This is a genomic window from uncultured Thiodictyon sp., from assembly GCA_903837595.1.
Taxonomy (GTDB): Bacteria; Pseudomonadota; Gammaproteobacteria; order Chromatiales; family Chromatiaceae; genus Thiodictyon.
The window spans coordinates 29,076-55,395 of record CAILVI010000405.1 but is presented as its reverse complement, the minus strand read 5'-3'; the positions used below and the strand labels follow the sequence as shown (position 1 = coordinate 55,395).

Annotated in this window: 14 protein-coding genes and 1 pseudogene; 5 read left to right on the top strand and 10 right to left on the bottom strand. The window is 63.6% G+C overall.

The window, feature by feature from the left end:
* Together QZY44_RS24310 and QZY44_RS24305 are read left to right on the top strand one after the other, a co-directional pair.
* A pseudogene (locus QZY44_RS24310) lies at positions 1-327 on the top strand (hypothetical protein); the annotation flags it as partial.
* A gap of 611 nt (positions 328-938) precedes the next feature.
* Positions 939-1,643 (top strand): FHA domain-containing protein, encoded by a 705-nt coding sequence (locus tag QZY44_RS24305; protein ID WP_295454188.1) that lies wholly within the window; start codon positions 939-941, stop codon positions 1,641-1,643.
* Between the two features lie 227 nt (positions 1,644-1,870).
* Here the strand turns inward: QZY44_RS24305 and QZY44_RS24300 are convergent, their stop codons facing one another.
* Genes QZY44_RS24300 through QZY44_RS24285 form a run of 4 tightly spaced genes read right to left on the bottom strand, consistent with a single transcriptional unit; the run spans position 1,871 to position 12,024 of the window.
* Positions 1,871-8,335, bottom strand: a complete 6,465-nt coding sequence (locus QZY44_RS24300) for a glycoside hydrolase family 9 protein (RefSeq protein ID WP_295454181.1) — start codon at positions 8,333-8,335, stop codon at positions 1,871-1,873.
* 59 nt (positions 8,336-8,394) lie between these two features.
* Positions 8,395-9,447: an acyltransferase gene (locus QZY44_RS24295; RefSeq protein ID WP_295454179.1), complete on the bottom strand. Its 1,053-nt coding sequence runs from the start codon at positions 9,445-9,447 to the stop codon at positions 8,395-8,397.
* Positions 9,448-9,450: 3 nt separating this feature from the next.
* On the bottom strand, positions 9,451-10,548 hold the full coding sequence (locus QZY44_RS24290; protein ID WP_295454176.1) for an acyltransferase family protein: 1,098 nt from the start codon (positions 10,546-10,548) through the stop codon (positions 9,451-9,453).
* A gap of 18 nt (positions 10,549-10,566) precedes the next feature.
* Entirely contained in the window at positions 10,567-12,024 is a 1,458-nt protein-coding gene (locus tag QZY44_RS24285; RefSeq protein WP_295454172.1) for an O-antigen ligase family protein, read from the bottom strand.
* Positions 12,025-12,154: 130 nt separating this feature from the next.
* Here QZY44_RS24285 and QZY44_RS24280 point away from each other — a divergent pair, with 130 nt between their 5' ends.
* Positions 12,155-13,183, top strand: coding sequence for a hypothetical protein (locus QZY44_RS24280; protein ID WP_295454168.1), 1,029 nt, complete (start codon positions 12,155-12,157; stop codon positions 13,181-13,183).
* Between the two features lie 408 nt (positions 13,184-13,591).
* On the opposite strand, the gene QZY44_RS24275 is transcribed toward QZY44_RS24280, so the two are convergent.
* The 3 genes from QZY44_RS24275 to QZY44_RS24265 form a co-directional block, all read right to left on the bottom strand.
* A complete protein-coding gene (locus tag QZY44_RS24275; protein ID WP_295454164.1) occupies positions 13,592-15,616 on the bottom strand; it encodes a GtrA family protein in 2,025 nt (674 codons plus the stop codon).
* A 10-nt stretch (positions 15,617-15,626) separates the two neighbouring features.
* Entirely contained in the window at positions 15,627-17,327 is a 1,701-nt protein-coding gene (locus tag QZY44_RS24270; protein ID WP_295454159.1) for a dolichyl-phosphate beta-glucosyltransferase, read from the bottom strand.
* A gap of 217 nt (positions 17,328-17,544) precedes the next feature.
* Positions 17,545-18,879, bottom strand: a complete 1,335-nt coding sequence (locus QZY44_RS24265; protein WP_295454155.1) for a hypothetical protein — start codon at positions 18,877-18,879, stop codon at positions 17,545-17,547.
* Between the two features lie 687 nt (positions 18,880-19,566).
* Between QZY44_RS24265 and QZY44_RS24260 the strand changes: the two genes are divergently transcribed.
* Together QZY44_RS24260 and QZY44_RS24255 are read left to right on the top strand one after the other, a co-directional pair.
* A complete protein-coding gene (locus tag QZY44_RS24260; protein WP_295454149.1) occupies positions 19,567-20,076 on the top strand; it encodes a hypothetical protein in 510 nt (169 codons plus the stop codon).
* Positions 20,077-20,096: 20 nt separating this feature from the next.
* Positions 20,097-20,558 carry a hypothetical protein gene (locus tag QZY44_RS24255; RefSeq protein WP_295454146.1) on the top strand — a complete coding sequence of 154 codons (462 nt, stop codon included), beginning with the start codon at positions 20,097-20,099 and terminating at the stop codon, positions 20,556-20,558.
* A gap of 133 nt (positions 20,559-20,691) precedes the next feature.
* Here the strand turns inward: QZY44_RS24255 and QZY44_RS24250 are convergent, their stop codons facing one another.
* The 3 genes from QZY44_RS24250 to QZY44_RS24240 are packed head-to-tail and all read right to left on the bottom strand — an operon-like array spanning position 20,692 to position 25,098.
* A complete protein-coding gene (locus QZY44_RS24250; protein ID WP_295454142.1) occupies positions 20,692-21,768 on the bottom strand; it encodes a polysaccharide biosynthesis/export family protein in 1,077 nt (358 codons plus the stop codon).
* Positions 21,758-24,229: a hypothetical protein gene (locus QZY44_RS24245; RefSeq protein WP_295454139.1), complete on the bottom strand. Its 2,472-nt coding sequence runs from the start codon at positions 24,227-24,229 to the stop codon at positions 21,758-21,760. Before QZY44_RS24245 ends, QZY44_RS24250 begins: the two co-directional genes overlap by 11 nt.
* Positions 24,226-25,098, bottom strand: a complete 873-nt coding sequence (locus tag QZY44_RS24240; RefSeq protein ID WP_295454136.1) for an AAA family ATPase — start codon at positions 25,096-25,098, stop codon at positions 24,226-24,228. Before QZY44_RS24240 ends, QZY44_RS24245 begins: the two co-directional genes overlap by 4 nt.
* Positions 25,099-26,320 lie beyond the last annotated feature (1,222 nt).

Genomic DNA, 26,320 nt, shown 5'->3' with positions numbered 1-26,320 from the left:
GATTTCGTTTGCGCCTTCCGCTTGCGTGACGATGCACAGCGGTTCTTCGCGGTGCTACCGAAGCGGCTGGAGAAATTCGGCCTCGAAGTCGCCCCGGAGAAGACGCAGATCTTGCGTTTTAGCCGCTTTCATCCGAGCATAAGGCGGCGCGTCACCTTTTTGGGTTTCGAGCTGTTCTGGTTTCCGGACCGCAACGGCACCCCCCAGGTGATGCGTCGCACCGCACTGGAGAGTTACGCCTTATTACCCTTGGCAAGTCATCGTCGGGGCAACTCCGGGTTGATGTCATCGGACGTGGTACCGCGGGGGGCCGGGGGTTGGTCGTAAAGCACCGGTCGCGCCTGGAGCGGGCGGAACAGCGTGGGGCGGCCGTTGCGCGCTTAGCGGGGCACTTGGTTGGCACTGGGTTGGACCCTTGAGGGGGCGCGACTACATCCGCACTGTATGCCGATTGGATCAGTGGCAAATCGTTGTTGCCGAAGGCAAGGGCCAAGCCCGTTCGACTCGGCATCGGCGATTGCGCCAAAAGCAACCCATGGCCTGCCGTGATGGTCTTGGTACGCTCGGAAGAATTGGTCGCCCAATTCCACCAGGCGCTATTGTTGGATTCATAAGCGGAGGAGCGATTCGTGGGGATACCTCAGGGGCAGACCACGGTTTCCGATCTAGGCTCGATGTGGCGCTGGCAAGCGAACAGGTAGGCGTCGCAGAGTCGCATGCTTGGGGTAACCGGCGGCCTCGATCCGAGCCTGTCGGGGCATGTTGAGACCTTGACGGAAACGATCGCTTGGCTTCAAAGTAGCAGTAAACTGTGGCCGGTCCCCGGTTTCTCCCGCCGGTTTCTCCCGATGCCATCGACGCCTCGCGGTCTGTGGCCGCGTCGCTATCGAGCGCTCGGCCTTCGGCGACCGCATCCAACCTTAAGAGGGCTTTGACCCATGCCTTTTCTGCGACTCTACTCCGGCGACAACCTCGAAGATCAGTGGGAACTGGGAGCCGAGGATCTCAATATCGGCCGCGCGGCGGACAACGATATCGTGCTCGAGAACCCCGGGATCTCCAAGCGTCATGCGCACATCGAAGCCGATGGGAGCCACTACGTCCTGGTGGACGACGGCAGTGCGAATGGCGTCTTCGTCAATCAACAGAAGGTATCCAGACACATCCTGAAATTTTGGGACGAGATTCAAATCTACCCCTACAAGTTGGTGTTTATGTCGGGCGCCAGATTGTCCGGAGAGACGACGGGACACGAAATCAGCGAACGCTCCGAGCTCAAGCACTTGGGCACGGTCGTTATGAAGCCTGGTGCCATGGCTTCGCGGTGGAAGCAATTGGAGAAGCAGCGCATGGGGCAGATTGTCGTTATCGCCTCGGGCGTCAAAATACTGCTGGAAAAAATCAACTTCACCCTCGGCCGCGGACGCTACAGCGACCTGCGCTGCGGCGGCTGGCTTGCCCCCAGATTGGCGGCCACGATCCAGCGGCGCCAGGACGGCCACTATTTGATTCCCGCCAAGCGGGGGCGGGTACGGATCAACGGCGAGTCGTCGCGAGACCCCGTTCGACTGATGGATAATTCCGATTTGGAGATCCAGGGAACCGCATTGAAATATTACTACCGGCCGATCGACGGCCACTGAGCCGTCTTTGCGTTGGAGATAAAGGGCCAAGCGCAACTGAATTCTATTCCGCAGTTACTACTGGATGCAGAAGTCCCGTGTCGGGTGCCATAAGCAATAGGGCAAGCAATGCCCGTCGGTCGGCCTGAAAGCCGACCGACCCGCCTCTGTGGCCGGAGGGATGATCAAGGCACCATGATGGGCGCGCGCCGCACGTTAGCCAGCTGGCCTTTAGGCCGGCGAGGATGTCAATGGGGCAGCGGGCCCAGTGCGTCGATCTCCTCCTTGAGCCCGCCCCGGCGCAGCAACCCGAAGGCGAGCCCCACCTGGGCGTAGTCCACCACGGTGGGTTCCGACATGGGCGGTACCCCGCGGGCATCGGTGTAGCGGCGCAGGACCGGATAGAGTTGCGCGAACCCGGCCGCGTCTGTGGGCAGTGTGCTGCCGATTTGCTCGGGCGGGAAGTAGCCGCCGTTCACCGCGATCATCTCGGCCCACAGGGCGGGGAGGTGGAACATGGGCCCGAGGACCGGGATGCCCTTGAGTGGGTCGCCGGGGACGCCGTTGCGATTGAGCTTGGTGAGCGGGAAGTGGGGCGACCTGGCGCCGAACCCGGTGAGATAGCTCAGTGATTGTGGATTGGCCCCCAGTTGCGGATGCGGGCTCTGCCAGGCCCGGTCAAGATAGTCGGTCTTACCGGTGAGTCGATAGGCCTGAAGCAGGGCCAGGGTGGCGCGGGTGGAGACCGCGAATGAACCCCAGCCAGCCAGACCCAGGGTGTGATGGGTCGGGGCGCGGAAGGGATTGGTGTTGGCCTCGCGTATGCGCCAGTCCGCCGCCGCGATGAAGACGCCGCGGGCCTGGGCCATCACACTGGGGTTCTTGCCTGCGCCATCGGCGAGCAGGTAGGCCCAGAGTCCGGCCTGTTCAAAGCCCTGGAAGCCGACCCCCGCGGTAGGATCGATCTTGACCTGCGGCAGGAGTGCCTCGAAGGCGCTCCGATAGGCCGCTTCGCCGGTGGTGCGGAACAGCTCGGCGGCGGCCCAGAGGCGGTTGTCCCGGACTGAGGCATCCGAGTAGTCGCCGGCATGCACGTCCGCGGGGTTCTTGTAGCGTTGCCCCTCAGCGGGCCAGTCGGGGTGGCTCGCGAGGAAGTCCCAGGCCCGCCGCGCCGCGGCCAGGGCCTCGTCGGCGCGCGCCGGCCGGTAGGGCCGGATCAACCGGGCGTGCAGTGCGCAGACGCCGGCGAAGGCCGCTGTGGCATGGCTGGTCTTCTCGGCCAGCAGGCGCGGCGTGGTGATGAGGTAGGGCGGTACGGCGTCCCAGTTGCGGCTGGCGACGCGGAACCAGACCCCGCCGTCGGCCGGGTCCTGCATCCCGAGCAGCCAGTCCATGCCCCAATCGAGCTCGTCCAAGACATCCGGGATGCCGTTGCCGGATTCAGGGATATTCAGATCGCCGTCGACGAAGCGTCGCGGGGCCAGATCCAGGGCGGCACCGACGTGGTACCAGATCGGTGCCGCGTTGGGGACGTATTGGCCGTAGTCGCCCGCGTCGAACCAGCCGTGGCTCACCGCGTGTCGGGCGGTCGGACCAGTGTCAGTCGAACTACCGGCGCTCAGGGGCGAGGAGGCCACGGCGGCGTGGAAGGCCGCGTCCATAGCGGGCGGGACCCCGCCCTGTGGCCGCTCATAGCCAGGCTCGGCCCAGGGGGCAACCACCGGCGTGGAGTTGCGGGCATGGTAGAAGAGGCGCAGCGCTGCGCGGTAGGGGGCGTCGTAGACGTCGGCGGTGATGGCGAAGGGGTCCGACACCCCGAGCCCCGGAACCCGCAGCCGGTAGCGCCCCGGCTGGTCCAGAGCGGTGAAGTCCGCCTGGTACACGTCGTTGCCGCTCCAGGGGTCCGCGGGGGCAGTCAGGGGGGCCTGGCCGCTGAAGACCGACTCGCCCGTGACGGCATTGACAACCTCGAACCCGGTCGCGTCCACCGGCAGGGGTCCGGCGCTGCCCAGCCAGTTGCCGAGGAAGGCGATCTTGGTCGTTCTCGGGGCATAGCCGACCTGATCGACCTGGATGGAGCCCGAGGCCAGGGTCGGGTCGTAGCGGACCGCCATTGCGTGGCAGGGTGCCGCCGGATCGGCGCTGCTGCCCAGGGCGGCGCAGGCGTCCAGCCGATAGTCTACACCGGAGCGCAGCGGGGTTGGGAAGAGCAGGTGCAGGCGCGTCTCCAGCTGAGGCTGCTTGGCGGTGTCGAAGCCGACGACCTGGCGGTCGCCGCCCACCCGCGTGGCCGCTTGGGGGCTGCCATCGCTCGGATCCGTAAGGGTATAGAGGGACGGGTCACGGGTGGCGACGCTGAGATCGAGGGTGTCGAAGCCCAGGGTCAGGGCACGCGCCGAGCGCGTCTCCACATAACGGGCAGGCCCCGCGGTCAGGGGTTGGATCTGACGCGTGGAGGCGTCGGCCAGGTCCGAGGTGATGCCCCGCTCGACGGTCGCCGGGATGGCCTTGAAGGTCGCGGTGACAGTCTGAACGGCGCCCATCGCCACCATACACCCGCCGGTGCCGGCGCAGGCACCGCTCCAGCCGGAAAACAGATAGCCGGTTGCCGGGGCCATGGTCAAGTTGACCGCGGTGCCGCTGACATAGGCCTCAGCGCAATCGGTTGCGCAGTTGATCCCGGCCGGGATGCTGGTGACTGTGCCGCTTCCGCTCAGGATGACGGTCAGGGCATATTTGGGGAGCAAGGTAAAGGTGGCCATGCATGTCGTGTCCGCATTGAGGGCGACGGCCGTGCCGCAACTCGACGGCGTCCAGCCGGCAAAGGTCGATCCGTCTGCCGCGATCGCGGTCGCCGTCGCCGCGGTGCCGGCCGCATAACGCCCCCCACCGCCGACCGTACCGCTACCGGTGCCGTTTTTCGTCACGGTGAGCAGGTGTTGGACCTTACCCGCCGTGTCGATCTCCTCTTTGAGTCCGCCCCGGCGCAGCAGCCCGAAGGCTAGCCCCACCTGGGCATAGTCCACTACCGTGGGTTTGGACATGGCCGGCAGACCCCGGGCGTCGGTATAACGGCGCAGCGCGGGGTAGAGTTGCGCGTACCCGGCCGGGTTCGTGGGCAGTGTCGTGCCGATCTGCGCGGGGGGAGCGTAGACGGCGTTCATCGCGGTCATCTCAGCGGAAGACTGGAACTGGGGCCCGAGGACCGGCAGCCCTTTGATGGGGTCGCCGGGGCCCGCGCCGGCGCCCTTGGTGAGCTTGGAAAGCGGGAAGTGGGGGTATCTGGCGCCGAAGCCCGGGAGATAGCTCAGCGACTGGGGATTGGCCCCGAGCTGCGGGTGGGGGCTCTGCCAGGCTCGGTCCAGATAGTCGATCTTGCCGGTGAGCCGATAGGCCTGCAGCAGCGGCAAGGTGGCGCGGGTGGAGACCCCGAAGGAACCCCAGCCGACGACACCGATGGTCGGGTGGCTGGGGGCGCGGAAGGGGTGCGCGGTCGCATTGCGCACCCGCCAATCCGCCGCCGCGATGAATACGTCGCTGGCCTGCTTGACCAGCGTCGTGTTCTTGCCCGCATCCTCGTTAAGCAGATAGGCCCAGAGCCCGGCCAGTGAAACGTCCTGGAAGCCGATGCCCGCGGTGGGGTCGATCTTGACCTGGGGCATCAGGGTCTCGAAGGCGGTTCGATAGGACGCCTCGCCGGTGGTGCGGTACAACTCGGCGGCGGCCCAGAGGCGGTTGTCGCGTGCTGAGACATCCGAGTAGTCGGCGGCGCGCACGCCCGTCGGGCCAAGGTAGCGTTGTCCCTCGGCGGGCCAGTCAGTGTGGCTCGCGAGGAAGTCCCAGGCGCGGCGTGCCGCGGCCAGGGCCGCATCGGCGCGCTCGGGGTGGTAGGGGCGGATCAGCCGGGCGTGCAGCGCGCAGGCGGCGGCGAAGGCGGCAGTGGCGTGACTGGTCTTTTCAAACAACAGGCGCGGGGTGGCGATCAGGTAGGGCGGGACTGAATCCCAGGTGCGGCTGCCGACCCGGAACCAGACGCCACCATCCGCCGGGTCCTGCATTCCGAGCAGCCAGTCCAGGCCCCAATCGAGTTCGTCCAGGACGTCCGGAATGCCGTTGCCGGACTCGGGGATGTTGAGATCGCCGTCGCCGAAGCGCTGCGGCGCGAGGTCCATGGCGGCGCCCACCAGATACCAGACCGGGGCCGCGTTGGGGACGTACTGGCCATAGTCGTCGGAGTCGAACCAGCCATGGCGGACCGCATGCCGGGCGGTCGGCCCGGTATCCGTCGTGCTGCCGGCGCTCAGGGGGGAGCCGGCCACCGCGGCGTGGAAGGCGGCATCCATGGCGGGTGGGACCCCGCCTTGGGGCCGCTCGTAGCCAGGCTCGGCCCAGGGCGCGACCACCGCCGTGCCGTTGCGGGCATGGTAGAAGAGGCGCAGGGCGGCGCGATAGGGTGCGTCATAGACGTCGGCGGCGATGGCGAAGGGGTCGGATACCCCGAGCCCCGGGACCCGCAGCCGGTAGTGTCCCGGGCGCTCCAGGGTGCTGAAGTCGGCCTGGTACACGTCGTTGCCGCTCCAGGGGTCAGCGGCGGCGGTGAGGCGGGCCTGGCCGCTGAAGACCGACTCACCGGACGAGGTATCAACGACCTCAAAACCCGTGGCATCCACCGGTAAGGGGCCGGCGCTGCCTAACCAGTTGCCGAGGTAAGCGATTTTGGTCGTGCCCGGGGCATAGCCGACCTGATCGACCTGGATGGAGCCGGAGGCCAGCGTCGGGTCGTAGCGCACCGCAAGCGCGTGGCAGGGCGCCGCCGGATCGGCGCTGCCGCCCACGGCGGCGCAGGCGTCCAGGCGATAGTCGACACCGGGGCGCAGCGGGTAGGGCAACAGCAGGTGCAGCCGCGTCTCGGCCACCGGCTGATTGGCGCCGTCGACGCCGACGGCCTGGCGGTCGCCGCCCACCCGGGTGGCCGGCTGGGGGCTGGCATAGGCCGGATCGGTCTGGGCGATGAGCCTATAGGCCGCCGGGTCGCGGGTGGCGACGGCGAGATCCAGTGCGTCGAAGCCCATGGTCAGGGCGCGCGCGGAGCGCGTTTCCAGGTAGCGCGGCGATCCCGCGGTCAGTGGCTGCGCCTGGCGCTGGGAGGCGTCGGCCAGGGTCGCGGTGGTGCCTTGTTCTATGTATCCGGGGATCGTCTTGAATGTCGCGGTGACGGTCTTGGCGGCGCTCATCGGTACGGTACAGCCCCCGGTGCCGGTGCAGGCACCGCTCCAGCCGGAAAACGTGTAGCCGATGGCGGGCGTGGGGGTCAAGGCCACCGCCGTGCCGCTGGCATAGGGGGCGGTGCAATCGGCTCCGCAATAAATCCCCGCCGGTGTGCTGGTGACCGCTCCGCTCCCGCTGAGTTTTGCGGCAAGGGTGTAGGCGGGCAGCTGCGTGAAGGTGGCGGAGCAGGTGGTATCGGCGGTGAGGGCGAACGTGACACCGCAACTGCTGGGCGTCCAGCCGGCCATGGCCGAGCCGTCCGCCGCGGTCGCGGTGGGGGCCACCCGGGTGCCGGCCACGTAACGCCCCCCGCCGCCGACCGTCCCGGTGCCGTTCTTGAGCACGCTGAGCTGGTACAAGACGGGCGGGCGTTCCCGTTTGAAGGCGGGCCAAATGGTGCCGTTCGCTGCCTGATAGGCCGGCGTACCCAACTGGAAGCGGTCGAGACCGACAAATTGCGCCTTGGCATCATCAAACAGATCGACGTAGCCGCCGCCGCCGCGGCCGAGGCCAACCATGATCTCGGCTGGTCGGTCACCGTCGCTATCCCCAATGACCGGACGGGTCTCGCCATTGGCTGCATTATATTCCGGCCAATCGACCTTCAGCGATCCGCTGGGTACGAGGGAGGACCCGACATAATCGAAGATCTCGAGATTACCACCGCCGGACTTTCCCAGACCGACAACGATTTTCCGGGTTCCATCGCCAGTGAGATCGCCAACCGCAGGACGAGTCTCGCCCATTGCGGTCGCGTAGTCGGTCCACGACAGAGTACCCCGGAGTTCCTCGATCCAGGGGTCCTGTCCCGCGGCAAAGCGAGCCGCATCGAAGCCCTTCTTGACCAGGAAGGTGCCGGCCCCGCCCTGGCCCAAACCGATCACCAGCGCGGCCCGGCCATCGCCATCGAGTTCGCCGAGTGTCGGCCAGGTCTCGCCATTGGCCTGACTGTATTCCGGCCAGTTGACATCGGCCCAGCCGATCGGTGAGAGGGCGCCATTGGCGAAGCGGAAGGTTTCGACCAACCCACCGCCACCGGGTCCGAGTCCGATCACAATCTCGGCCTTGCCGTCGCCATCGATATCACCCACGGCGGGACGTGTTTCACCATTGCTGGAATTGTAGTCAGCCCACTCGACCTGACCCCAGGTCAAGAATGAAAAATCGTCATCAAGCACTTCAAACCGGCCGCCCGGCAGGCCGCTCTGACCGACGGGGGCAAAGCCTATGACTATTTCATCTTTGCCATCACCGTCGATGTCACCGGTGGCGATCCGCGCCTCACCACTGACGGCATTGTATTCAGGCCAGCCGATTGGGACATTTGGGTCGATCGTCAAGTCCTTGTTGACGACTTCAAGCTGTCCGCCGTCATGCAGATCGGCCCCCATCCCAAAGAGGTACTTGAAGGGTTCAGGCGTGCCGGCGTTGGCCGGTGCGACCATTAACGCAAGAGCGAATAACGCGCCAGACCGGGCGGTTGAGGTAAGTGCCTTTTTTATGATCATAATTCTCTGGCGTGACGTCGGTACCAGGTCTCGAGCGAGAGCCGTGTTGGGGTCTCGAACACCCCCTGGACTTTGAGGCGTGCCATGATCAATAAGACCAGCATGGGAAGTCCGATGCCCACCAGGCACCCGACCATGAGATGGACGCTGGCGTCATGTATCCCAAGGAATCGCGAAACAAAAATCCGGGCACCGCTGGCGGCCAGGACGTGCATCAGGTAGATCGCCATGGAGGCCCCGCCTAGGGCCAGCACCCAGCGTGCCGGGAAGCGGGCAAGCCAGATCGATAGGCTCGCCACGGCCAGGATCGAGACCACGGCCACCACGAGTGAGGCGACCCCGGTGTCGGAGCATATCAGTCCAAGTTGGGCGTGGAAGCCGTACTGCACGGCCACGAAGGCGGCGACCCCGGCCGCCGCCCAAGCCCCCGGGTGCAGCATCAGGCGGTCCTTGACAGTGTAGAACCAGACTCCCAGCGCAAAAAAGACGAAGTTCTTGACGACGAAGTAGGAGTGTAGCAAAGAGGGGATGCTGGCCTGGAAGACATAGGCGAGGGCCGAGACGGCAAGTAACCCCCAGAGCAGCCCCCGGGTATCGCGGCGGTAGACCAGGATGGCGGTCATGATCACCATGAACAGTGCATAAAGAAACCAGAACTGGGCACGGGGGTCCCAGAGCGCGAGTACCTCGGGGAGGGTCACGTTGCCGTTGGTGTAGCTGGCGAGCCCGACCTCGGTCAACCCCTGGATCAGGGACCACAGTACATAGGGGTAGAGGATGGTGTCGACCTTGTTCGCCGCCAGGGCCACTGGGCCGCGCCGCCGCAGTGAGTGAAAGAAGAACAGCCCGGAGAGAAAGAAGAACAGGGGCATGTGAAAGCTGTAGAGGATGCTGTCCACCAGCCGGTAGAGCGGCCCGTCCATCGGGATGCCGGCGTTGAACACACCGCGCGCCACATGACCATAGACCACCAGGACGATGCCGATGGCCTTGGCGTAATCGACCCAGGCGTCGCGACCGCCGGCCGCGTCGTGTTGTGCTTGTGCCATGGTTTAATTGCTCTGTGTCGGTCGGGCCGCGGGCCAGGTGACGCCTTTGAGGACCTGGGTCATGGTGGCATAGTACAAGGAGAAGACCAGTCCCAGGGCGAACTCGGTTAATACCAGCGGTGTCCCGGGGGGCATCACCAGCGGGGCGGCGAGGACCAGTATGAGCAGTGCGATCCAGGCCGGGAACCGGGCCATCAGGGCCGGGATGCGCAGGGCGCCGAGCAGCGGCGGCAGGACCCACATCAGCGCGATGGAGGCCGCCCCGACCACCGCCCAGACCCAATAGGTCCCCCAGATTCCATGGGTATAGTGCCGCACCAGCCAGATCACTGCGATGTGCACATACAGGAAGAGGAGCGAATATTTCCCTAGCCAGATCAAAGGCGGGAAGGCCCGCGCCATGAATTCGTGAGGTAATCGGCGGGCGCTATAGAATGTGGCCGAGGTCAGGAACAGCGCGAACAGGAAATAGCCGATGGTCATGTCCCAGCGGTTGTCGATGCCGAGCGTCAGACCCAACCCCCAGGCGACTCCCATCGCGAGTAGCGCGGTCCCGGCAAGTATAACATTGTGCCGGTTGGGGGCAAGGTAGCAGAACATGCCGAGGAAGAAGGGAAAGAGCCAGGGGATGATGACGAAGTTACCTGGTTCCACGACGACATAGGCCAGCGAGGCCATCCACCAGGTATCACGCAGTGAATCGGTGACAAGCTTGAGCGCGAATAGGAGGACGGCAGCGCCGAGGTAATACCAGTGCCCCGGGTTGAGAAAGCGCTGCACCAGGTAAAGGGTGAGTACACCGACGGCGATGATCTGGAGGATGTCCATGTCGAACGGGACCCAGACGTTGCCGGTGACCATGGCGGCGAAGCTCAGACCCAACAGAAAGATCATCGCATAGGTGATGACGATCCCGGTCACCGGGTACTTACGTGCCTGAAAATTGGCCGTGATGCCGGACACGGCGAAGAACAGGATAGGGGCGAAGCTGCCGAGGAAGGTCATTGCCTTCGACGGCAGATCGATCTGGAGTTGGGTGTGCGCCAGGAGCATCAGGATGCAGGCGACGCCCTTGAGTAGATCGAGTGAGAGGTCGCGCATTGAGTCAGTCTCCCGGGTTCAACGCCGTTGGGGTTTGGTAGCGGGCCGTTGGCCAGGTGGCGACGCGCCCCGTCGCTGAGTCATCACCAAGTACAACATGGCCAGCCGATTTTTCTTGTCCTGATCCAGTTTGAGCCGCTCACGCTCCACCCGGTCCAGGGAGGTAAGGAATCCCGCGAGCATGAAATAGGTGAGGGTAATCTGGAGGGTGCGGAAGTTCCACTCCAGGGTGCCGACGAGCCAATTGATTGCAAAGGCCGTCAGTATCCCGATCGCGAAGACCCGTTCCAGGCCATCGCGGCGTTTCAGAATAAAACGCAACGCGATCAACATGAAACCGGCGGTCAGCAGGGTAAAAAGGATGACGCCGATGATGCCCAACTCGGCATAATGGAGCCAGAAGATGTGGTGGGCAATACCGCGATCCAGGGGGGCCAGGTCCTCGCCGTATGGCAGATAATTGATGGCATAAGAATAGTTGTTCAATCCCACGCCGAAGAAATAGTCGTGACCCATGTGGCCGGAGGCCTTATTGGCTTCTTTGCGGGACTCACCGGACTCCTCCGGGGCCGTCTCGAAGCGCTGGATGATGGGCGGCAGTATGATGATCAAGACCGGAATGGCGAGCAGTATCAGCAAGCCGATGGCCGAAAGCTTCTTCTTGATTTTGACCGGTTTCTGCTTTAGGAAAAAGGCCATCGCGATGATCATGGTAAAGCCCATGACGGTGGTGGCCATGCCCCCGCGCGAAAGGGTGGCTACGCTCGTCAGGACCCCCGCCCCGAGTCCGGCCCAATAGATCAGGGTGCGCTTGTCGAAGAGCTTCTCGCTGTCCTGCATGAGCACGGCGAAAATGATAAAATTCAGTATGTTCTGGAACGTAGCGAGCCCGTTCTGATGGTCGAAAGAGCCGCGCGGCGGAAAGATCCCGCGGGTATATTTGTCCATTAGGACCTGGGTGAAGCTGTAGAAGGTCATCCCGATCACGGTCCAGATCACGAAGCGCAGGTCGTCCTCGCTGCGGATAAAGTTATAAGCCACCCAGAAGGTCACGTAGGCACGGATGATCTTACTGACGCCGAAGACGGCGAACTGCGGTATCAGTGCGGTGCTGATGGTGAAGATGCAATAGGCCAGGTAGAGGGCCAACAAGATCTCGTTGGGGTTGCGGGTGTAGAGCTTGCGCTTGCGCCAGCGCGGCGCCTTGTTCATCGCCACGACCATGGTGATGGCGAGCCAATCGGTGACGCCGAACTCCAGGCCGCGGATGTCGCCGCGATATAGCGTATAGCTGAAAAGGGTCATTTTCACCGGGTTGATGGCCATGAACCAGATCCCGGCCATGCACACCCGGTCCATCCACGCGTGCTTGATGGCTAGCGGGATGGCGAAGGACAGGAAGCCGATCGTCAAGGCCACGAAGACCACGTGTTTGGCGAGGATCGGCTCGGACCAGAGTTCGGGTGGGAGCGTCAACTGGGATACCCGTCGGTCGTGGGGCGGCGCTCGGCGGCGGCCAGGCTCGCCGTTGGGAGGGTGGCTGCTTTGATCTTACGCCCGCGCGCCGGGCGTCTCAATGTTGAAAGCGGCAAGTCCGGCGCGTACCATGCCAGCGATCCAGTACCCGGGCGTCAATCACATGATCGCGCAGACCGCCAAGTTCATCAAGCAACTCATCCAGGGCGACGCCCTGCCGGTTTACGTGATCTTTCGCGAGCCGGCGGTGGTCATCAGTTACTTTGAGGATTTCGTCAAACATCGCGACGCGATCCTCCAGGCCCTGGGCGGGTCCAAGCCGCACCTGCTGTTCCAGTTCGGCTGGCACCGGGAGACGCAGGCGCGAGCGCAGGAGGTGGCGGCGGAGGCTGCCGTGGTGCGCCGACTCTGTCCGGAGGCGGAGTTGGTCTTCCTGTGCAATTCCGAGCGCGAGGTCGCCCTGATCTCGGGTGTCGGGCTGCGGGCCGAGTATTGCCATCAGAACGCCTTTCTCGATGAGCGCAAGTATCGTATCTACGACCGGCCGATCAAATTCGATGCCATCTACCTGGCCCGCATCACGCCGTTCAAGCGTCATCACTTGGCCTTGGGGGTTAAGTCGCTGCGGCTGATCGGGGATCACTCGCCGCAGGAGGCGGCCTATTTTGCCGAGGTGATGCGCCAGTTCCCCCACGCGAGTTGGCAGCGCAAGGTCTTTTCCCGGTTCGTCTCCCGCGCCATTTGCGAGGCCCGTTGCGGGCTGTGCCTGTCGGCGGAAGAGGGGGCCATGTTTGTTAGTGCCGAGTATCTGTTGTCCGGCCGCCCGCTGGTTTCGACACGGAACCTGGGGGGCCGGGACGCCTTTTTTGAGCCGGCCTATGCGTACATTGCGCAGGACAGCGTCGAGTCGGTCCGCGATGGGGTCGAGGCGATGACGCGTTGTGCCTTGACCCCCGAGGAGATCCGGCAGCGTACGATCGACAAGTTTCGCCCCCATCGCGGCCGACTGATCGCCATCCTGCAGGACATCTGCGATCGGGCCGGCGTGCAGCGTGACGTGGCGGCAGAATGGCCGAGCTATTTCACCCACAAGTTCGGCTTGCGTTGTTTCAACGGGCCATGGGTGCGCTTGACCCGTATCCTCAAACGCCGCAAATAGCGCGAACCCGCTTGGACTGCGCGTGAGATCAAGAAATGTACAGGATTTCTAAGGATTTACAAGATGTGTTGTGGATATAAATCCCAACCAGTAATCCTGCTAATCCTGGCAAATCCTGTTAATCCTGTCCAATTTCCCGCCACCTGTTCAGCAATTCCAAATTTGCGCGACCGCCGCCAGCATCGTGCTGGCGGCGGGGCTGACGGTGGATGCGCTACGCTTATCCACCCTACGAAACCGGCTCCATCATAGGGTGGATAAGGCGCGCCGCGCGGTTTTCGGGACCGGGCGCGTGGGTTGCGCGCGCCGCATCCACCATAGGTCGCGCGATGCAGCCCAAATTTGGAATTGCCGCCACCTGTGCGACCGCCAGAGTGGTATCTGGAGTTGCGCTTCGCGGCACTAGATTCATGGCTTCAACGCCTCGGGGGTCGCTGACGCGCTGCCCCACAGAGTTACGCGACCGACCCGTGGAAACTCGAATTGGTGGAGTTGGGTCATACCGGGAAAGCCCTGATCGAGCGTCGCAAGGAGTTGCGGATTGGCCTGCCGCAGATAATCTTCGTAACAGATCAGCACCGTGAAGTCATGCTCCCGGGCCCAGGTGGCCAATTCCTCAGGAGTCTCGGTCCAGCGTCGCGGCTCACCTTTGCGGCCAGCCCAGAAGGTGGACGCGCTCACATAGCCATAGCCGTCGCCCGCGATCTTCAGGTCCGGCGATAGATGCTCGGCGATCCAATGCCCGACCGCCCGGTGATATCCGCGCTCTGATTCGGAGTTCCAGGCCAGTAGTGGCGTGAGGGGCAGTAGCAGGACCAGGATGGCGGTGGCCAATGCGGAGGTCGTGGCGGCGGCCAGGCGAGGTCTAGCCGCCAGTTCGTGTGCCAGGAACCGCCCGCCGGCGACCACCCCCGCGGCGCCGAAGAGACAGGCCCCGATCAGGGTGGGAAACAGGAGTCGAGGCTCGAGCTGGAGCAAGGGATAGAAGGCGAGCGGCCAGACGGTGAAGAGCAGTAACGGCATTTCGGCGTGACGCGCCCCCCCACGCCTTGCCACCAGCAGCGGCAGGGCCAGGGCAAACAGCACCACCGGCGAGAGCAGTACTCCGGGCAGTCGCTCGGCGGCGTAACGCAGGTTGCGCGGCCAGCGTTCCAGCAGATTGGGGAACTGAGCGCTCCAGCCGGCTGCCGTGACCGGGCGCTCCCCACCGCCATAGGTCTCACGGGCGGCCGTCCCGATGTCGAGTGTCTCAAGGTGTTGCTTGGCGAGATCGCTGCTCTTGGCGAAGAGTCCCGAAGAGCCCCAGAACGATTGCGTCGCCCCCACGTAACCAATGGTCATGGCTGCGATGATGGCGGCGCTGAAGAGCAGTGCGCGGCGGGCGCGGGGATCTCGCCGGCCAACCTGATAGAACGCCGTCCCGAGCAACAGGGCAAGCAGCAGCATCCCCTCGTTACGTACCAGGAAGTACCCCCCCAGGCCACAGCCGATCGCCAGCACCGATGCCCAGCCCCGGTGCCCCTGATAGAGCGCGGTCAATCCCCAGATTCCCCAGGCCGCCGCTAACAGATAGAACGACTCGGGGTAGCCGTTCACCGAATACTCCACCAATCGCGGATGCAGCGCGATCAAGAGCCCCGCGATGAGCCCCGCGGTCTCGCCATACAGACGCCGGCCGATGAGGTAAACCGGCAGTACAAGTAACAGCCCTGGAATGAGGGATGACACCACGAGTGCCGGGTAGCGCTCCAGACCGGCAACGATCAGTAGCGCCTGCCAGAAGTCGAACAGGCTATGCCAGAAGGTGTCCACCTGGGCGAACTCGCCGTGGGCCGTGAACCAGGCCACCCAGGAATAACTGATCGCATCCCCATAGGCGACCGGGGCCAGGGCGAGGAATCCGAGTCGCACCAGCAGCGCGAGCAGGATCATGCCGCCGAGCCAATGCCAGCGCGGTGGCCCGTCAGCCGGTTCCAGCCGAGTGAGCTGGCGGAAGGTGCGCGTGCCCTCGGTGCGAAATACACCCAACCGATAACCGAGGAAGGTCACGACCATCGCCGCGCCGACGCCGCCGAGCTTGGCGAGATTGATCGTGAGCACCGGTCCAGTCTCGACCAACAGGTGGAGATACTTGACCAAAAAGAGAAACGTGGCGGAGTTCACCACCAGTCCGAGCGCCGCGACCAAGGCGAAGCCGGTCACGGACCGGTCTTCCCCGGCGCCTTGCTGGAAGGTCCAGCGCGAGTTCATCCAGTAGGAGTTGACGGCCGCCACCGCGCAGGCTATCGCTGAGATGGTCAGCAGCCCGAGGTCACCGACCGGGCGCAGTAGCAGGAAGAGTGCATTGGTGATGGCAAAATCGACGCCGGTGTTGAACACCCCCACCAAACCGAATCGGGTGAGTTGGCCCGCAAGCTGCGCGAAGGGGTTCATCCTGGGCCTCTCAGCGCGCCGTGGCTGCCGGTCCGCTCGGGGCGTGTCGTAACAGCCCGGCATTGCGGCGGCGAATGCGGAAGATGGCGAGAAACATCTTGAGCGCATCCTTCATCGGGTTGACCTTGGACCCCGCCACCTCGTGCCAGTTGACCGGGACCTCAGCGATCCCATAACCGAACAACTGGGCGCGGTACAGGAGTTCGACGTCGAAGGCCCAGCCGGACTCGTTGAGGTCGCGAAACAGTTCGCGGGCGACGTCCGTGCGGAACAGCTTGAAGCCGCACTGGGTGTCGTGGATGCCTGGGACCGCGAGGAAATTGACGACCGAGTAGAAAACCTTCCCCATGAGGTTGCGCAGCCCAGTGCGCTCCCGCTCGGCCTCGGCGGACACCAGGCGTCGCGAGCCGATGGCGATTTCCGCGCGTTCGCCGATGGCGGCGAGCAGTTTATCCAGTTCCTCAATTGGGGTGGCGCCGTCGGCATCGGTGAAGAGCACGTAGCGGCCCCGGGCCTCCAGCACCCCGCGTTTGACCGCGTTACCCTTGCCCTGATTGGTGGGTTGCTCGACCAGGCGCACGCGCGGGTCCACGGCGGCCACGCCGCGCACATAGTCTGCGGTGCCGTCGCGGGAGCCATCGTTGACCACCAGTACCTCGGCACGCTGTGGGCTGAGGTCGAGGTAAGCCCGGATGTCGTTCAAATAGGCGGGTAGCCGCTCTTCTTCGTTATAGGCGGGGATCACCAGGCTCACCAGCTGCGCGTCCAGATCGGCGTCCTGCCCGGCAAAGGTCCAGCCCGCGGTGGGGCGTTGACTGCGGGTGATGCGGCCGATGATGCCGGCATCCTGAAAGTCGGCGACCTGCAATTTGTAGCGGGCCAGGTAGATGACGCCCAGCGGCAGCAGGGGCCAGAGGCGGGCGACATGAAAGACCAGCAGGGCGCCGAGGGCCACCGGCCCCTGGCCGGAGAACATACCGAGCAGTGCGGGAAGCTCTGCCACCCCGATGGCATAGGGCACGGGCGAGAGCTCGACGATGCCAGTGAACGCGACATACAGCAGGAGTGCACCCGCAGCGGGCAGCAAGCCACTGACCGCCCATACAAACAATGCGCCCTCCAGGCCCCAGGTGAGTGCGCCCATCGCCACGTTGGCGGCGTGTCGGGCGAAACCCACCGGTGGGCTTGCCTCGCCCGATTCGCGTGCCAAGGCCCGGAGGCTATAGAAGAATCCGCCCACAGCGAGTGCCGCGGCCAAGGCGGCCGCTGCCGGGGCGCCATGGAGCAAGCACAATATGCTCAGTGCGGCAAGTGCGATCAACCAGACGCTGGCGCTGCGACTGCGAATCCAGGCGTGGGCCAGTGCGCGCGGCAGGGCGGTCTCGCGGACGATGAATTCAGCCTCGAAGGCCTTGCGCGGTAGGAGCGGACTCGCACACTGGAGGATCTGGACCACCACCTCGAATGACAGTGACTGGTGCAGCGACAGGCGGCGGCCGAAAAACACCCGCCGCCGCAGCCCACGCAGAAAGAGTCCCGAAGCCGCAGCCAGTTGCAACTTGATGGCGGCCAAGTACCATACGGTGGGGATCGCAGGTTCCAGCACCCACCACAGGAGCCCTGCCAGGATCAGGACTCCCGCAATGAGCATCGTCGTATTGGTGCTCGCCAGCGGGCGGCGGTCGTCGAGACGGTTCGAGTTGGCATTCATCGTGTGCGGGTCCTGGTCTGGCGGACTGAACGGGAACCGGTCAATGTCCGGTAAACGGATGGGACTATCCTTGGCAAGGCAAGACCGTCATGACTGGCGATGGTCGTGACGGCCAGCTCAACATCGCAGGTGTCCTATCCGCTCTGATACAGCTTCAGAAAGTGGCGTTGACCGCGCAGTCATTCGGCAAATCCTCGTGATGGTGACACGGGTCAGTCTAACCGACTGGCGTTGCGTGGAAGTTTGAGTGCTCGTCGTGCGGCGCAGTCGCGGCGCATTTTATGCCGCTGCCCACCAGATCGAAGCAGTAAAGCCCGGTGTGAGCTAGGTTCAGATAATAGGCAAAGCCGGTCATCAGCAGCATCACGATGGCATGGGTCGGTAACAGGTGATGCCATTCTTCATAATGGCTGAGATGAAGCCATTGTTCCAGAAATATCACGTGCATGCCGAGCAGATCGCTGATCTTGAAGACCATGCTCTCCGGGATCAGAAAATAGACCTGAAAAACCAAGCAGATCGCGAGCAGACGGTATTTTCTTGTTACTAGAAACTCATAACAAAACAGGCTGAGAAACGGCAGCAGAATGATCACGTCATAGACGCGATGATAGGATATCAGCATGGTCAAACAGGTGGCTGAAAACAGCAGATACAGCGAAATCTGTTGCTGCTTTCTTTCTTTGAGAAAAAGCCCGATGCCGCCGATCAGGAACGCGATTTTCAAGCTTGCGGCAAGCCCGCTGCTCTTTATGAAGTCAAGGTGCAGCATGTTGTAGCCGCTGACGCTGTAGGTGTTCAGTCCGCCGCTGGTGCTCTGGGTCAGCTCATGAAGATAGGCCGCGATCAGCGCGATGATGTCGGGGTAATACACTACGCAATAAAGACCAGCGCCGATGAAAAAGAGAAAAGCGATGAGGCAGAGTGTATAGTATTTCTTAAAAAAAAGGAGCGGCGCCCAGATGGTCAGAAGGGAATACTTCATAATCGCGGCGGTGCCAAAGAGGAGGTAGCGGGGGAATTGTCGAGGGCCAATCAGCATCATAAATAAACAGAAGAAAATGATGGACGTGGTTTGCCCTTGGCGCAGCGTGGCCAGCGTCGGACTGGCGTTGAAAAAGGCGAATATCACGAGGCTGTAAATGAGAAAACCATGCGCCTGGCGCAGCGGCTGGATTTCGTTTCGTAGGCAGGTCTTGGTTAGCAGTAACGTTAGAGTACCGAATAAGAAAATGATTGATAGAAGGAGGTATGTAATTTGAAATTGTTGTGGATTCTTGGCGATCAACTGGAAAAATAAGACATAACCGGGATAGACGATCGGGACCTCGCCCCAGTCGTGATAGCGCAGATTCTGTAACACGTAGGGATTGCGCCCACCCATGATGGCTTGAGTGGTGTCGCAGTAGGCCAGATAATCGATGAAAATAGTATTCTGGAAGAGGCTGCCGAGCCGCAGCAAGGTTGCTGCCAGCAGAATGACGCCGATAGCCAGTTGGATTCTCGTCCGGTGTGTGGAAATAACACTGGCGTAGGCACTGAAGATTGACATTTGCAGTTTCCGGTCAGTGAGTGACTGGGAGGGCGGCGATCGGCTCGGGCCAACGGTCTGGCGGGAGGAACAACGAGATACCCGCCCAGCATCGGGCGGCGTTTGGCGGCGGCCTAGCGTGTCTGCGCCGGGTAGCCAAGCGGGCGTGCGGATAGCGTGAATCTTACGCCCGCTCGGCGGCCGCCTCAAGGCTCCATCCGCTCCAAGTCTAAGACCTTACGGGGGGCGTTCTGAGCAAGGTCATTCGCGACACCTCGCGCCACCTGTCCGACCGCAAGTTGGTCGCCAGTGCGCCCGAGGTTATCGCAATGGGCGCCGCGGCACGGCGCCTGGGGCATGACCGGCCGCGCGTAAGGGCAGGGAGCGATCGCACACGGGGTAAGGTTAGATTTGGCATAGCTGCGCAACCTGGAACGCGTATTAGAGCGCTAATGAACCGAAACGAACGATAAGGAATACAATAGGTTATCCGTTGCATGCTGAAGGAGGCAGTTCGCCCGGCGGGCGGGCCGAGCTTGTTCGAGATACACCCGGTAGCCGTGGTGTTATGGTGTGTTGTTGCGCGTTCATCTGCGGCTTGACGACGCTTTCCAGGTTCCAGGCTCCTGGGTCGAGTGCAGCTGAAGAGTCCCGCGGCAGCAGCGGGTGCTGGGACCCGTGTTGAAAGGTGCCGGGCCGGCGCGTACCATGACGGCGATCCAGCACTCCGGCGTATACCAAATGATTGCGCAGACCGCCAAGTTCATCAACAGGCTCATTTCCCCGGACCTGCTGGGCTGGGGATATTTGAGTATTTTGCTGCTGAGCTATACCTTGGTCGGGTGGATGCTGGCGGCCTTTCAGGTTCCTTGGTGGATTTGGTTGGTGACGTTTGCGGTGACACTGCATCTGATCCGCTCAGGTCCGGCGGCCATTGCGCTGGCAAGCACGTGGGTGACGGGCGTGATGTTCGTCGCGGCGGTAATGAAGGCATGGACGCCGCTAGGGAACAGCCGCTTACCCTATAGCAACGCGCAATTGTGGGCGCTGGGGCTGCTGGGTATCTGGATTGGTGCAATCGGCTGTGTTGTGCTATTGGCCGGTGCCCCGCAATTTGTAACCCGCGCCCTCGGGCGACCCGGTAAACATGTTGCCTATGCCTTGGTGTTATTGGTGGTGGCGGCGATGGCGGGTGGCCGCTTGGTATACTGGCGTTAGTGTGGGCGAGTGCTGCAATAATGAAGACCAGTCCTTTGACTAAAGACGTTAGCAGTCAACCGCATTACCTGGACAAGACACCGGCGCATTACCTGGCGTCGCTGGCTCCGGAGATGCGATCAAGCTTTACCGCGCCGCAACTCGAAGCCATGACGCAGTTGTTGGCGGCGGCGATTCCCGAGTCCACGCCGAAACTGCTCAATTTGAAATTCAGTGTCGACCTGCTGATTTCCCGATTCTATGTCGTGCTGTTGGTGGGGAAAGATCGCCGCCGGCAAGGACTCCGGTCGCTGCCGGAACCGCTGGTGCGAATCGCGAATCTGATCGCCGCTATGATTGTACTGGCGGTGCTCAACTTACTGATAAGCATTGTGATTTTTTTATTCGCCTATTTGGTTAAATCGGCGCTCGGGATTGATTTTTTTACCAGTTTGCACTTGGTGGATGTATGGAATATAATCCGCAAGCTGTTTTCGTGGTGAGCCTGCGCCGGCCTTGATCAACGCTCCGGCCACTGGTGCTGGCTTCGGATGGGGGGGGGCGCAGGACCGATCATTGATCATTGGCGCGCGCAGCCCGCGCCGCGCCGTTGGGGGGGCGTGGCTGGCGCCATGATTAAGGCTTGGTCGTCTTCACTGTGTTGCCGAGAATGATGCCGGTCTGGAGGGCGGTCACGGTCGGCACGATCTTGTCGAGCATCCGGGTCCAAGTCGTCAGCGCGGTGGGCGGGACATAGACCAAGTCACCGGGCTGGAGCGGTACGTCCTGTTCCTGGCCGGCGTTCACCTTGTTGAAATCGGTGACGATCAGCGTCGGGTTGCTTAAGGAGCCGCGGATGACATGGATGCGCGAGAGGTCCGCATCATGGGTGAAGCCCCCGGCCAGGGCGACCGTCTTGGACATTGGCATCTCATCGCGGAAGGCGAAGACGGCCGCGGAGTTGACCTCGCCGATGATGTAGACCTCCTTGGACAGACCCGAAGGGATGCTGACATAGTCTCTGGATTGCATGGCCACATTGAAGCGCAGGTCGCCCTCGCGGACCAGGCGGACGAAGTCGATCGGCAGCAGCTTGCCCTGGCGTGAGAAGAAGGCATGGGTGAGGTCGGCCAGTTCCACCGAACTGCCGCGAAAGGCCCCCTTGCTCAGTCCACCGGCCGCTGCGAGTGCGGCGGTGAGGGTCACGTCGGTGACCAGGGGATAGACGCCCGGTTTGGCCACCTCACCGTTGATGACATAGGAGAGGCTGTTGAAGGCGGTGACAATCACCGAGACCTTTGGGGCGAGCAGGAACTGGTGCAGGCGCGTGGTGAGGTCCGCGGTCAACTCGTCGACGCTGCGACCATCGGCCTGCACGTCCCCGACCAAGGGGAAGGAGATCATACCGTCGGGGCGTACCGGCACCCCGGCGATGGTCAGCTCCGGTTCGTCATAGACCGAGATGCTCAACACGTCGCCCTTGCCCAGGTGAGGCACCATCGTCGTCTCGGCGACCACCCGTTGCAGTTCCGCCAGTTGCTCGTCAACGCTCTTGTGTTGGCTGATCTGAGTCGGGGGGGCTGGCGTGGCCGCCAGCGGGGGCGGGGCAGCGCCCGCGGGTGCCGTGGGGATGCCGTGGCAGCCCGCCAGCAGGGCGGCGGACAGGACGAGGATCGCGAACGGGGGCGATGGCGGGTGGCGGTTAGCTGGCATGCGGTTCGGGATCGGGTTGGGGGTCCGGTGCGGCGGTTGACGGCGCTTGGGGCGCGGCGCGGCCGAACCAGTGTTTGCGGGTCTTCTTGTCAGGCTTGGGCGGGAACAGCGGCTTGTCCTCCAGCAGTTCGGGCGGGACGTCTGTGACCAGGATGCCATGGACCTTGGCCCCCCGCTCGTCCAATAGCTCGACCGCCTCGCGCAACTGGGTGCGCGTCGTCTGTCCGCTGCGCGCCACCAATAGCAGGTTGCCCAGGCTGGCGGCGGCCTCCAACACCGTCTCCTGGGCGCCGATGGGTGGTAGATCGTAGACCAGGTGGCGCCCGGTTTGGCGCAGCGTATCGAGAGTGGCGCGAAATTGCCGGCTGCCCAGCGCGGTCAGGTTGGGGTCTGGAGGCTGGGTAGCGAGCTGATCCGGATCGGGGTCAACCGGCGGCTGGGTGACTGCCGGGGTGTCTTGGGTGCGGCGCTCCAGGGCCAGATCAGATTGTAAGTCTCCGGCGGTGAGCAGGGCGAGGTCCGGGGTCCCGGTGACGGTGACCAGGCTGGTAAGCGGGGCCTCGCCGCGCAGTGCCTGCAGCAACCCGGGTTGGCTCGCTGGCAGACCCAACAAGGCCGCCGGGCGCTTCCCGGCCAGCGCACGCAGGTCCGCGTCCACCAGGATCATCGGGTATTCCTTCAGCGCCAATGCCTGGGCCAGGTTGGTGGCGATCAGGGTGCGGCCGGCCGCGGGGTCGGCGCTGCTCACCCCCAGGCAGCGCCACTGCTCTGGCTCCAACGTGGTGTCGAGCTCGTTGAGCAGGCGCCGGAACAGATCGGCGACCGGATCGGCACTGCGGTCCCGGTCGATCACCGCCGACTCCCCCACGGGGACCTGTTGGAACTCCCAGGCGAGTTCGATCCCCGCAATACCCAGGGCGTCGCGGCGGGTGCGCACCAAGGGGTCCAGCAGTTCCAGCACCAGCACCACCGCGAGCCCGATACCCCCGCCGAGCACCACCCCGGCGATGGCGATGAGCTTCTTCTTCGTTGGAACTGGGGCAGCCGTTCGGGCCGGCTCTAACACTTCGAAGGCCGACTCGTTGCGCTTCTTCATGATCTCGGCCTCATCCAGCCGCCCCACCAAGCCGGTTACCAGATTCTCCGCCGACATCATGCGCGCCAGCAGTAACTGGAAGTCCTTCTCCGCGGCGCTCAGGGCGGCGAGCTTGGTGCGGTTGCGCGCGAGCGTCTCGGTCAGTGCGGCGATCTGCGCCTCGCGTATCCGGATGTCATTGGTGAGTCCGCGTCGGCGCTCCAGGAGGTCTTTCAGCTTGATGTTGGCGGAGTAGAGGTTCTCGGGTGCGCCCTCATCCTTGCTCTCGGTAATCATCTGCTTGAGCGTATCCACCCGGGTCTGCAGTTTGATGACCTTGGGATTCTGCTCGGTGTAGCGGCTGCGCGCCTCCTGCAACTGCCATTCGTACTCGCTCAACCGGTTCTTGAGTGGATTACGGTAGACGCTGGAGGTGACCACCATCTCCGGCTCCCCCTTCACCGCCTTCTCGACCTCCGCCAAGGTCTCCTTGTAGGCTTGCACCTCGGCCATTTTGGTGTTGAGGTCCGTCTCCAGGCCGCTCAGGCTGCCGAGCAGGACCTGGATCTCGGCCTTGAAGTCGACGACCTGGTGGCTGGCCTTGAAGGCGCGCATCTCATCCGTGACGGCGCTGAGATTCGTGCGGGCGGACGCCACCTGCTCGCTGTAGTTGGCGTAGGCGGCTGCGGCCTCCTCGCGTCGCCGGTCGCGACTGCGCTCGACCAGCAGCTTGGCCACTGTGTTGGCAATGTTGACGGCGCCGAGTGCCTCATCCCACACCACGGTGATCGGAAAGATATTGGAATCCTTGGTGATCGTCGCGTTGATGGCCGGGCCGAGGGCGCCCGGGGGGGCCTTGAGCTTGAGTGTGTCGTAGACCTCCTGCAGTGCGGTTGGCAGCTTGATGGTGTCGAGCAGGGTCTTGACGTTGTAGTTCTGCATCTCGTAGGGCGTGGTCCCGCCCAGGGAGAATTTGTCTTGGCGGGTGTGCAGGATGACGGAGGCCGATGCCTCCCACTTGGGCTTGATCCTGCTGGCGGCCACCTGGAACAGGCTGGCGATGGCCAAGGCGATCCCCAGCGCCAGCCAGAGGCGCTTCACGATGCCGCGGACCAGGCGCTGGAGGTCGAGCCCCGGGCCCTTCGGCGGCTCCTCTTCCTCGTCACCCCCCATGCCCGGGAAGCCGGCGAAGGGTAGGGGAGGCTCGTCCCGCTCGTCCCCCGCGGCTTGCGGAGCGACGGGCAGGGGGGCCAAGCTGAAGCCGGGTTCGGCAGGCTCCGGCAGGTCCCAGGCGGCCTCGCCCGGGTCCGGGCTAGACCGCTCGGCGTCACCCCCGCGTCCGGTTTGGTCCGGGACGCTGTCGCGGATGCGCAGTTCCTGGCTCACGGCGGATCGATCCCACCGTCGAACAGGCCGCCATGGCGGCGCAGATCGTCCACGACGGTGGCGATGGCGGACCCGCTAAAGCGCCCCAGTCCCTCGCCCAGGACATGCGTCAGCGCGATCTTGCAGATGCGGTTAACCTCGCGGGGGATGCCCCGGCTGGCGCGATACAGTGCATCCAGGGCCGGCGGGTCGAAGGGGAACTCGCCTTCATAACCAGAGACGGTCAAGCGGTGGCGCACATACTCGCGGGTCTCGTCCGCCGTCAGGGCGCCGAGGTGAAAGCGCAGGCTGACCCGCTGGTCCACCTGGGGCAGACGTTGCAGTCGCTCGCGCAGTTCCGGTTGGCCGACCAGGATAACGGTCAGGAAATTCTGGCGTTCTGAGGCGATGTTGGTCAGTCCCTTGATGGCATCCAGGCAGGGTAGGTCGAGCTGCTGGGCCTCATCCAGGAGGATCACCAGATGGCGCCCGCGGCCGGCGACCTGCTCGGTGAGCACGCGCTTGAACGCGGCCAGGCGGCTGTAGCGGTCCGGGTAGTCCGCGGCGCGCAGGCGCTGGCCCTGGATCTGGCTTAAGACCTCCAGCAGCAGGTCGTCGAAGCCGAGCAGGCTGTTCTCGATACTGACCCGGGCGTGGGTCTCGGGTGAGAGGCGGGCGTGCAGCACGGTGCGCAGCATGGTCTTGCCCGAGCCGATCTCGCCGGTCAGCAGACCCATGCCCATGTTGCGGTCCTCCGCGAGAAACATCAGGCGCGACAAGGCCTCCGCATGTCCCGCCGACGGGAAGAAATAGCGTGTGTCGCGGGTGTTGTCGAAGGGTGGTGTCGGTGGGTTGTGTGCGGTCAGTCGTCGCTCAGAGGTACCGGCCATGCCTAGGGTTGCCTACATCGATGCCGAAAGATCAGCGGACAGGAATCTAGCCGCTAGTATATGGGGTCCGTTGGAAATTTAATCAGGCGGCATGTCCGGCCGGGTAAGCGCTAAACGCATTGACCGCTCGGATGCGGCGATGGCACGGCACCGAGTCCCCTTCCGCGCCTGCCTGCTCGCAGGTAACAGACGGAAAAAGGGGCGGCTTCTTCTCCCGTCGCGCTCGTGGGGAAAGACCGGGGGGGCGGCTGCGCCCACAACACTCGGTACCGGCTGACAGTCCGGCAGCAGCCTCGGATGGTTCGGCGCGAGTTTACACGCCGATCTGGATCGCACCGACCGCCGCGTGGAACTGCCAGGGCTTGCGGCCCGGATTGCGGCCGAGTTCAGCCAGCCAGCCATTTTCCTTGGTGGCCTTGCTCGGCCCGGATTACCATCCAGCGGTCGACGGGGGGCTTGACGCCTGAGTCATTAAATCTATTAATACACCGAGCGCAGAAAGAACCGATTGTCGCTTCGCTCCTTGACAGGCTCTAAGCCATAGTCTAGCCTCGTTTGCAATTGCCCGGGGCGACCTTAGTCATTATCCCGGTCGCGGCACCCCGACCCGCGCGAGACACCGCTGCGGCGGTGTCTCGCCTGCGACGGGCGATGTGCGACATGTGTGCCGATGAGCGGAGTGACCGGCAAGGCAACGGGGATGGACGAGGGCGCTGACCTTTCGTGCATCAGCAAACGTTTGCGTCGTGACAAGAGAATGTTCAGCAGCGCCGGCAGTCACCCGCGGCCAGCGGACTTCTTGTGACATGTGCTAACCCGTAGTCTATTGGGGGTACGCGACTCCCGTTTTGGCAGGCAGCAACCGGTATTGCAGTTTGACGAGCGATGCCGTTACTTCCCGATCCTTTGTCATGGCACCACTCATCATAAACAGGCTGGCGGCAATATAACCGGTTGTCGCGGGCAGGGCGAAAACTATGAAACCTCTCCTTCGAGGCGCGTTGCGCTGGGCTTGCGGCATCAATCTGCTGCTCGTTGCCACGATGGCGACGGCGCAGCCGCCGACCTGCGCGGCTGCAAATGCAAATGGAACACCTGGCGAATGTGTTGATGGATCTCCTGGGACCCAGCGCCACGATATGCACGCTTGCCTTCCACAACCCAACGGCGCACTCCGGTATGTCACCGGTTTGCACGCGGCGAATAATATACTCCTCTGCGA

What these genes read in the sequence shown, in the direction of transcription:
- QZY44_RS24270 (WP_295454159.1), bottom strand. Translation starts at nt 17,327, where the DNA reads ATGAATGCCAACTCGAACCGTCTCGACGACCGCCGCCCGCTGGCGAGC.
- QZY44_RS24250 (WP_295454142.1), bottom strand. Translation starts at nt 21,768, where the DNA reads ATGCCAGCTAACCGCCACCCGCCATCGCCCCCGTTCGCGATCCTCGTC.
- QZY44_RS24300 (WP_295454181.1), bottom strand. Translation starts at nt 8,335, where the DNA reads ATGGTCGCACCGGCCAACGCCGGCACGCCTGAACCCTTCAAGTACCTC.
- QZY44_RS24290 (WP_295454176.1), bottom strand. Translation starts at nt 10,548, where the DNA reads ATGCGCGACCTCTCACTCGATCTACTCAAGGGCGTCGCCTGCATCCTG.
- QZY44_RS24240 (WP_295454136.1), bottom strand. Translation starts at nt 25,098, where the DNA reads ATGGCCGGTACCTCTGAGCGACGACTGACCGCACACAACCCACCGACA.
- QZY44_RS24275 (WP_295454164.1), bottom strand. Translation starts at nt 15,616, where the DNA reads ATGAACCCCTTCGCGCAGCTTGCGGGCCAACTCACCCGATTCGGTTTG.
- QZY44_RS24260 (WP_295454149.1), top strand. Translation starts at nt 19,567, where the DNA reads ATGACGGCGATCCAGCACTCCGGCGTATACCAAATGATTGCGCAGACC.
- QZY44_RS24265 (WP_295454155.1), bottom strand. Translation starts at nt 18,879, where the DNA reads ATGTCAATCTTCAGTGCCTACGCCAGTGTTATTTCCACACACCGGACG.
- QZY44_RS24305 (WP_295454188.1), top strand. Translation starts at nt 939, where the DNA reads ATGCCTTTTCTGCGACTCTACTCCGGCGACAACCTCGAAGATCAGTGG.
- QZY44_RS24295 (WP_295454179.1), bottom strand. Translation starts at nt 9,447, where the DNA reads ATGGCACAAGCACAACACGACGCGGCCGGCGGTCGCGACGCCTGGGTC.
- QZY44_RS24280 (WP_295454168.1), top strand. Translation starts at nt 12,155, where the DNA reads ATGCCAGCGATCCAGTACCCGGGCGTCAATCACATGATCGCGCAGACC.
- QZY44_RS24255 (WP_295454146.1), top strand. Translation starts at nt 20,097, where the DNA reads ATGAAGACCAGTCCTTTGACTAAAGACGTTAGCAGTCAACCGCATTAC.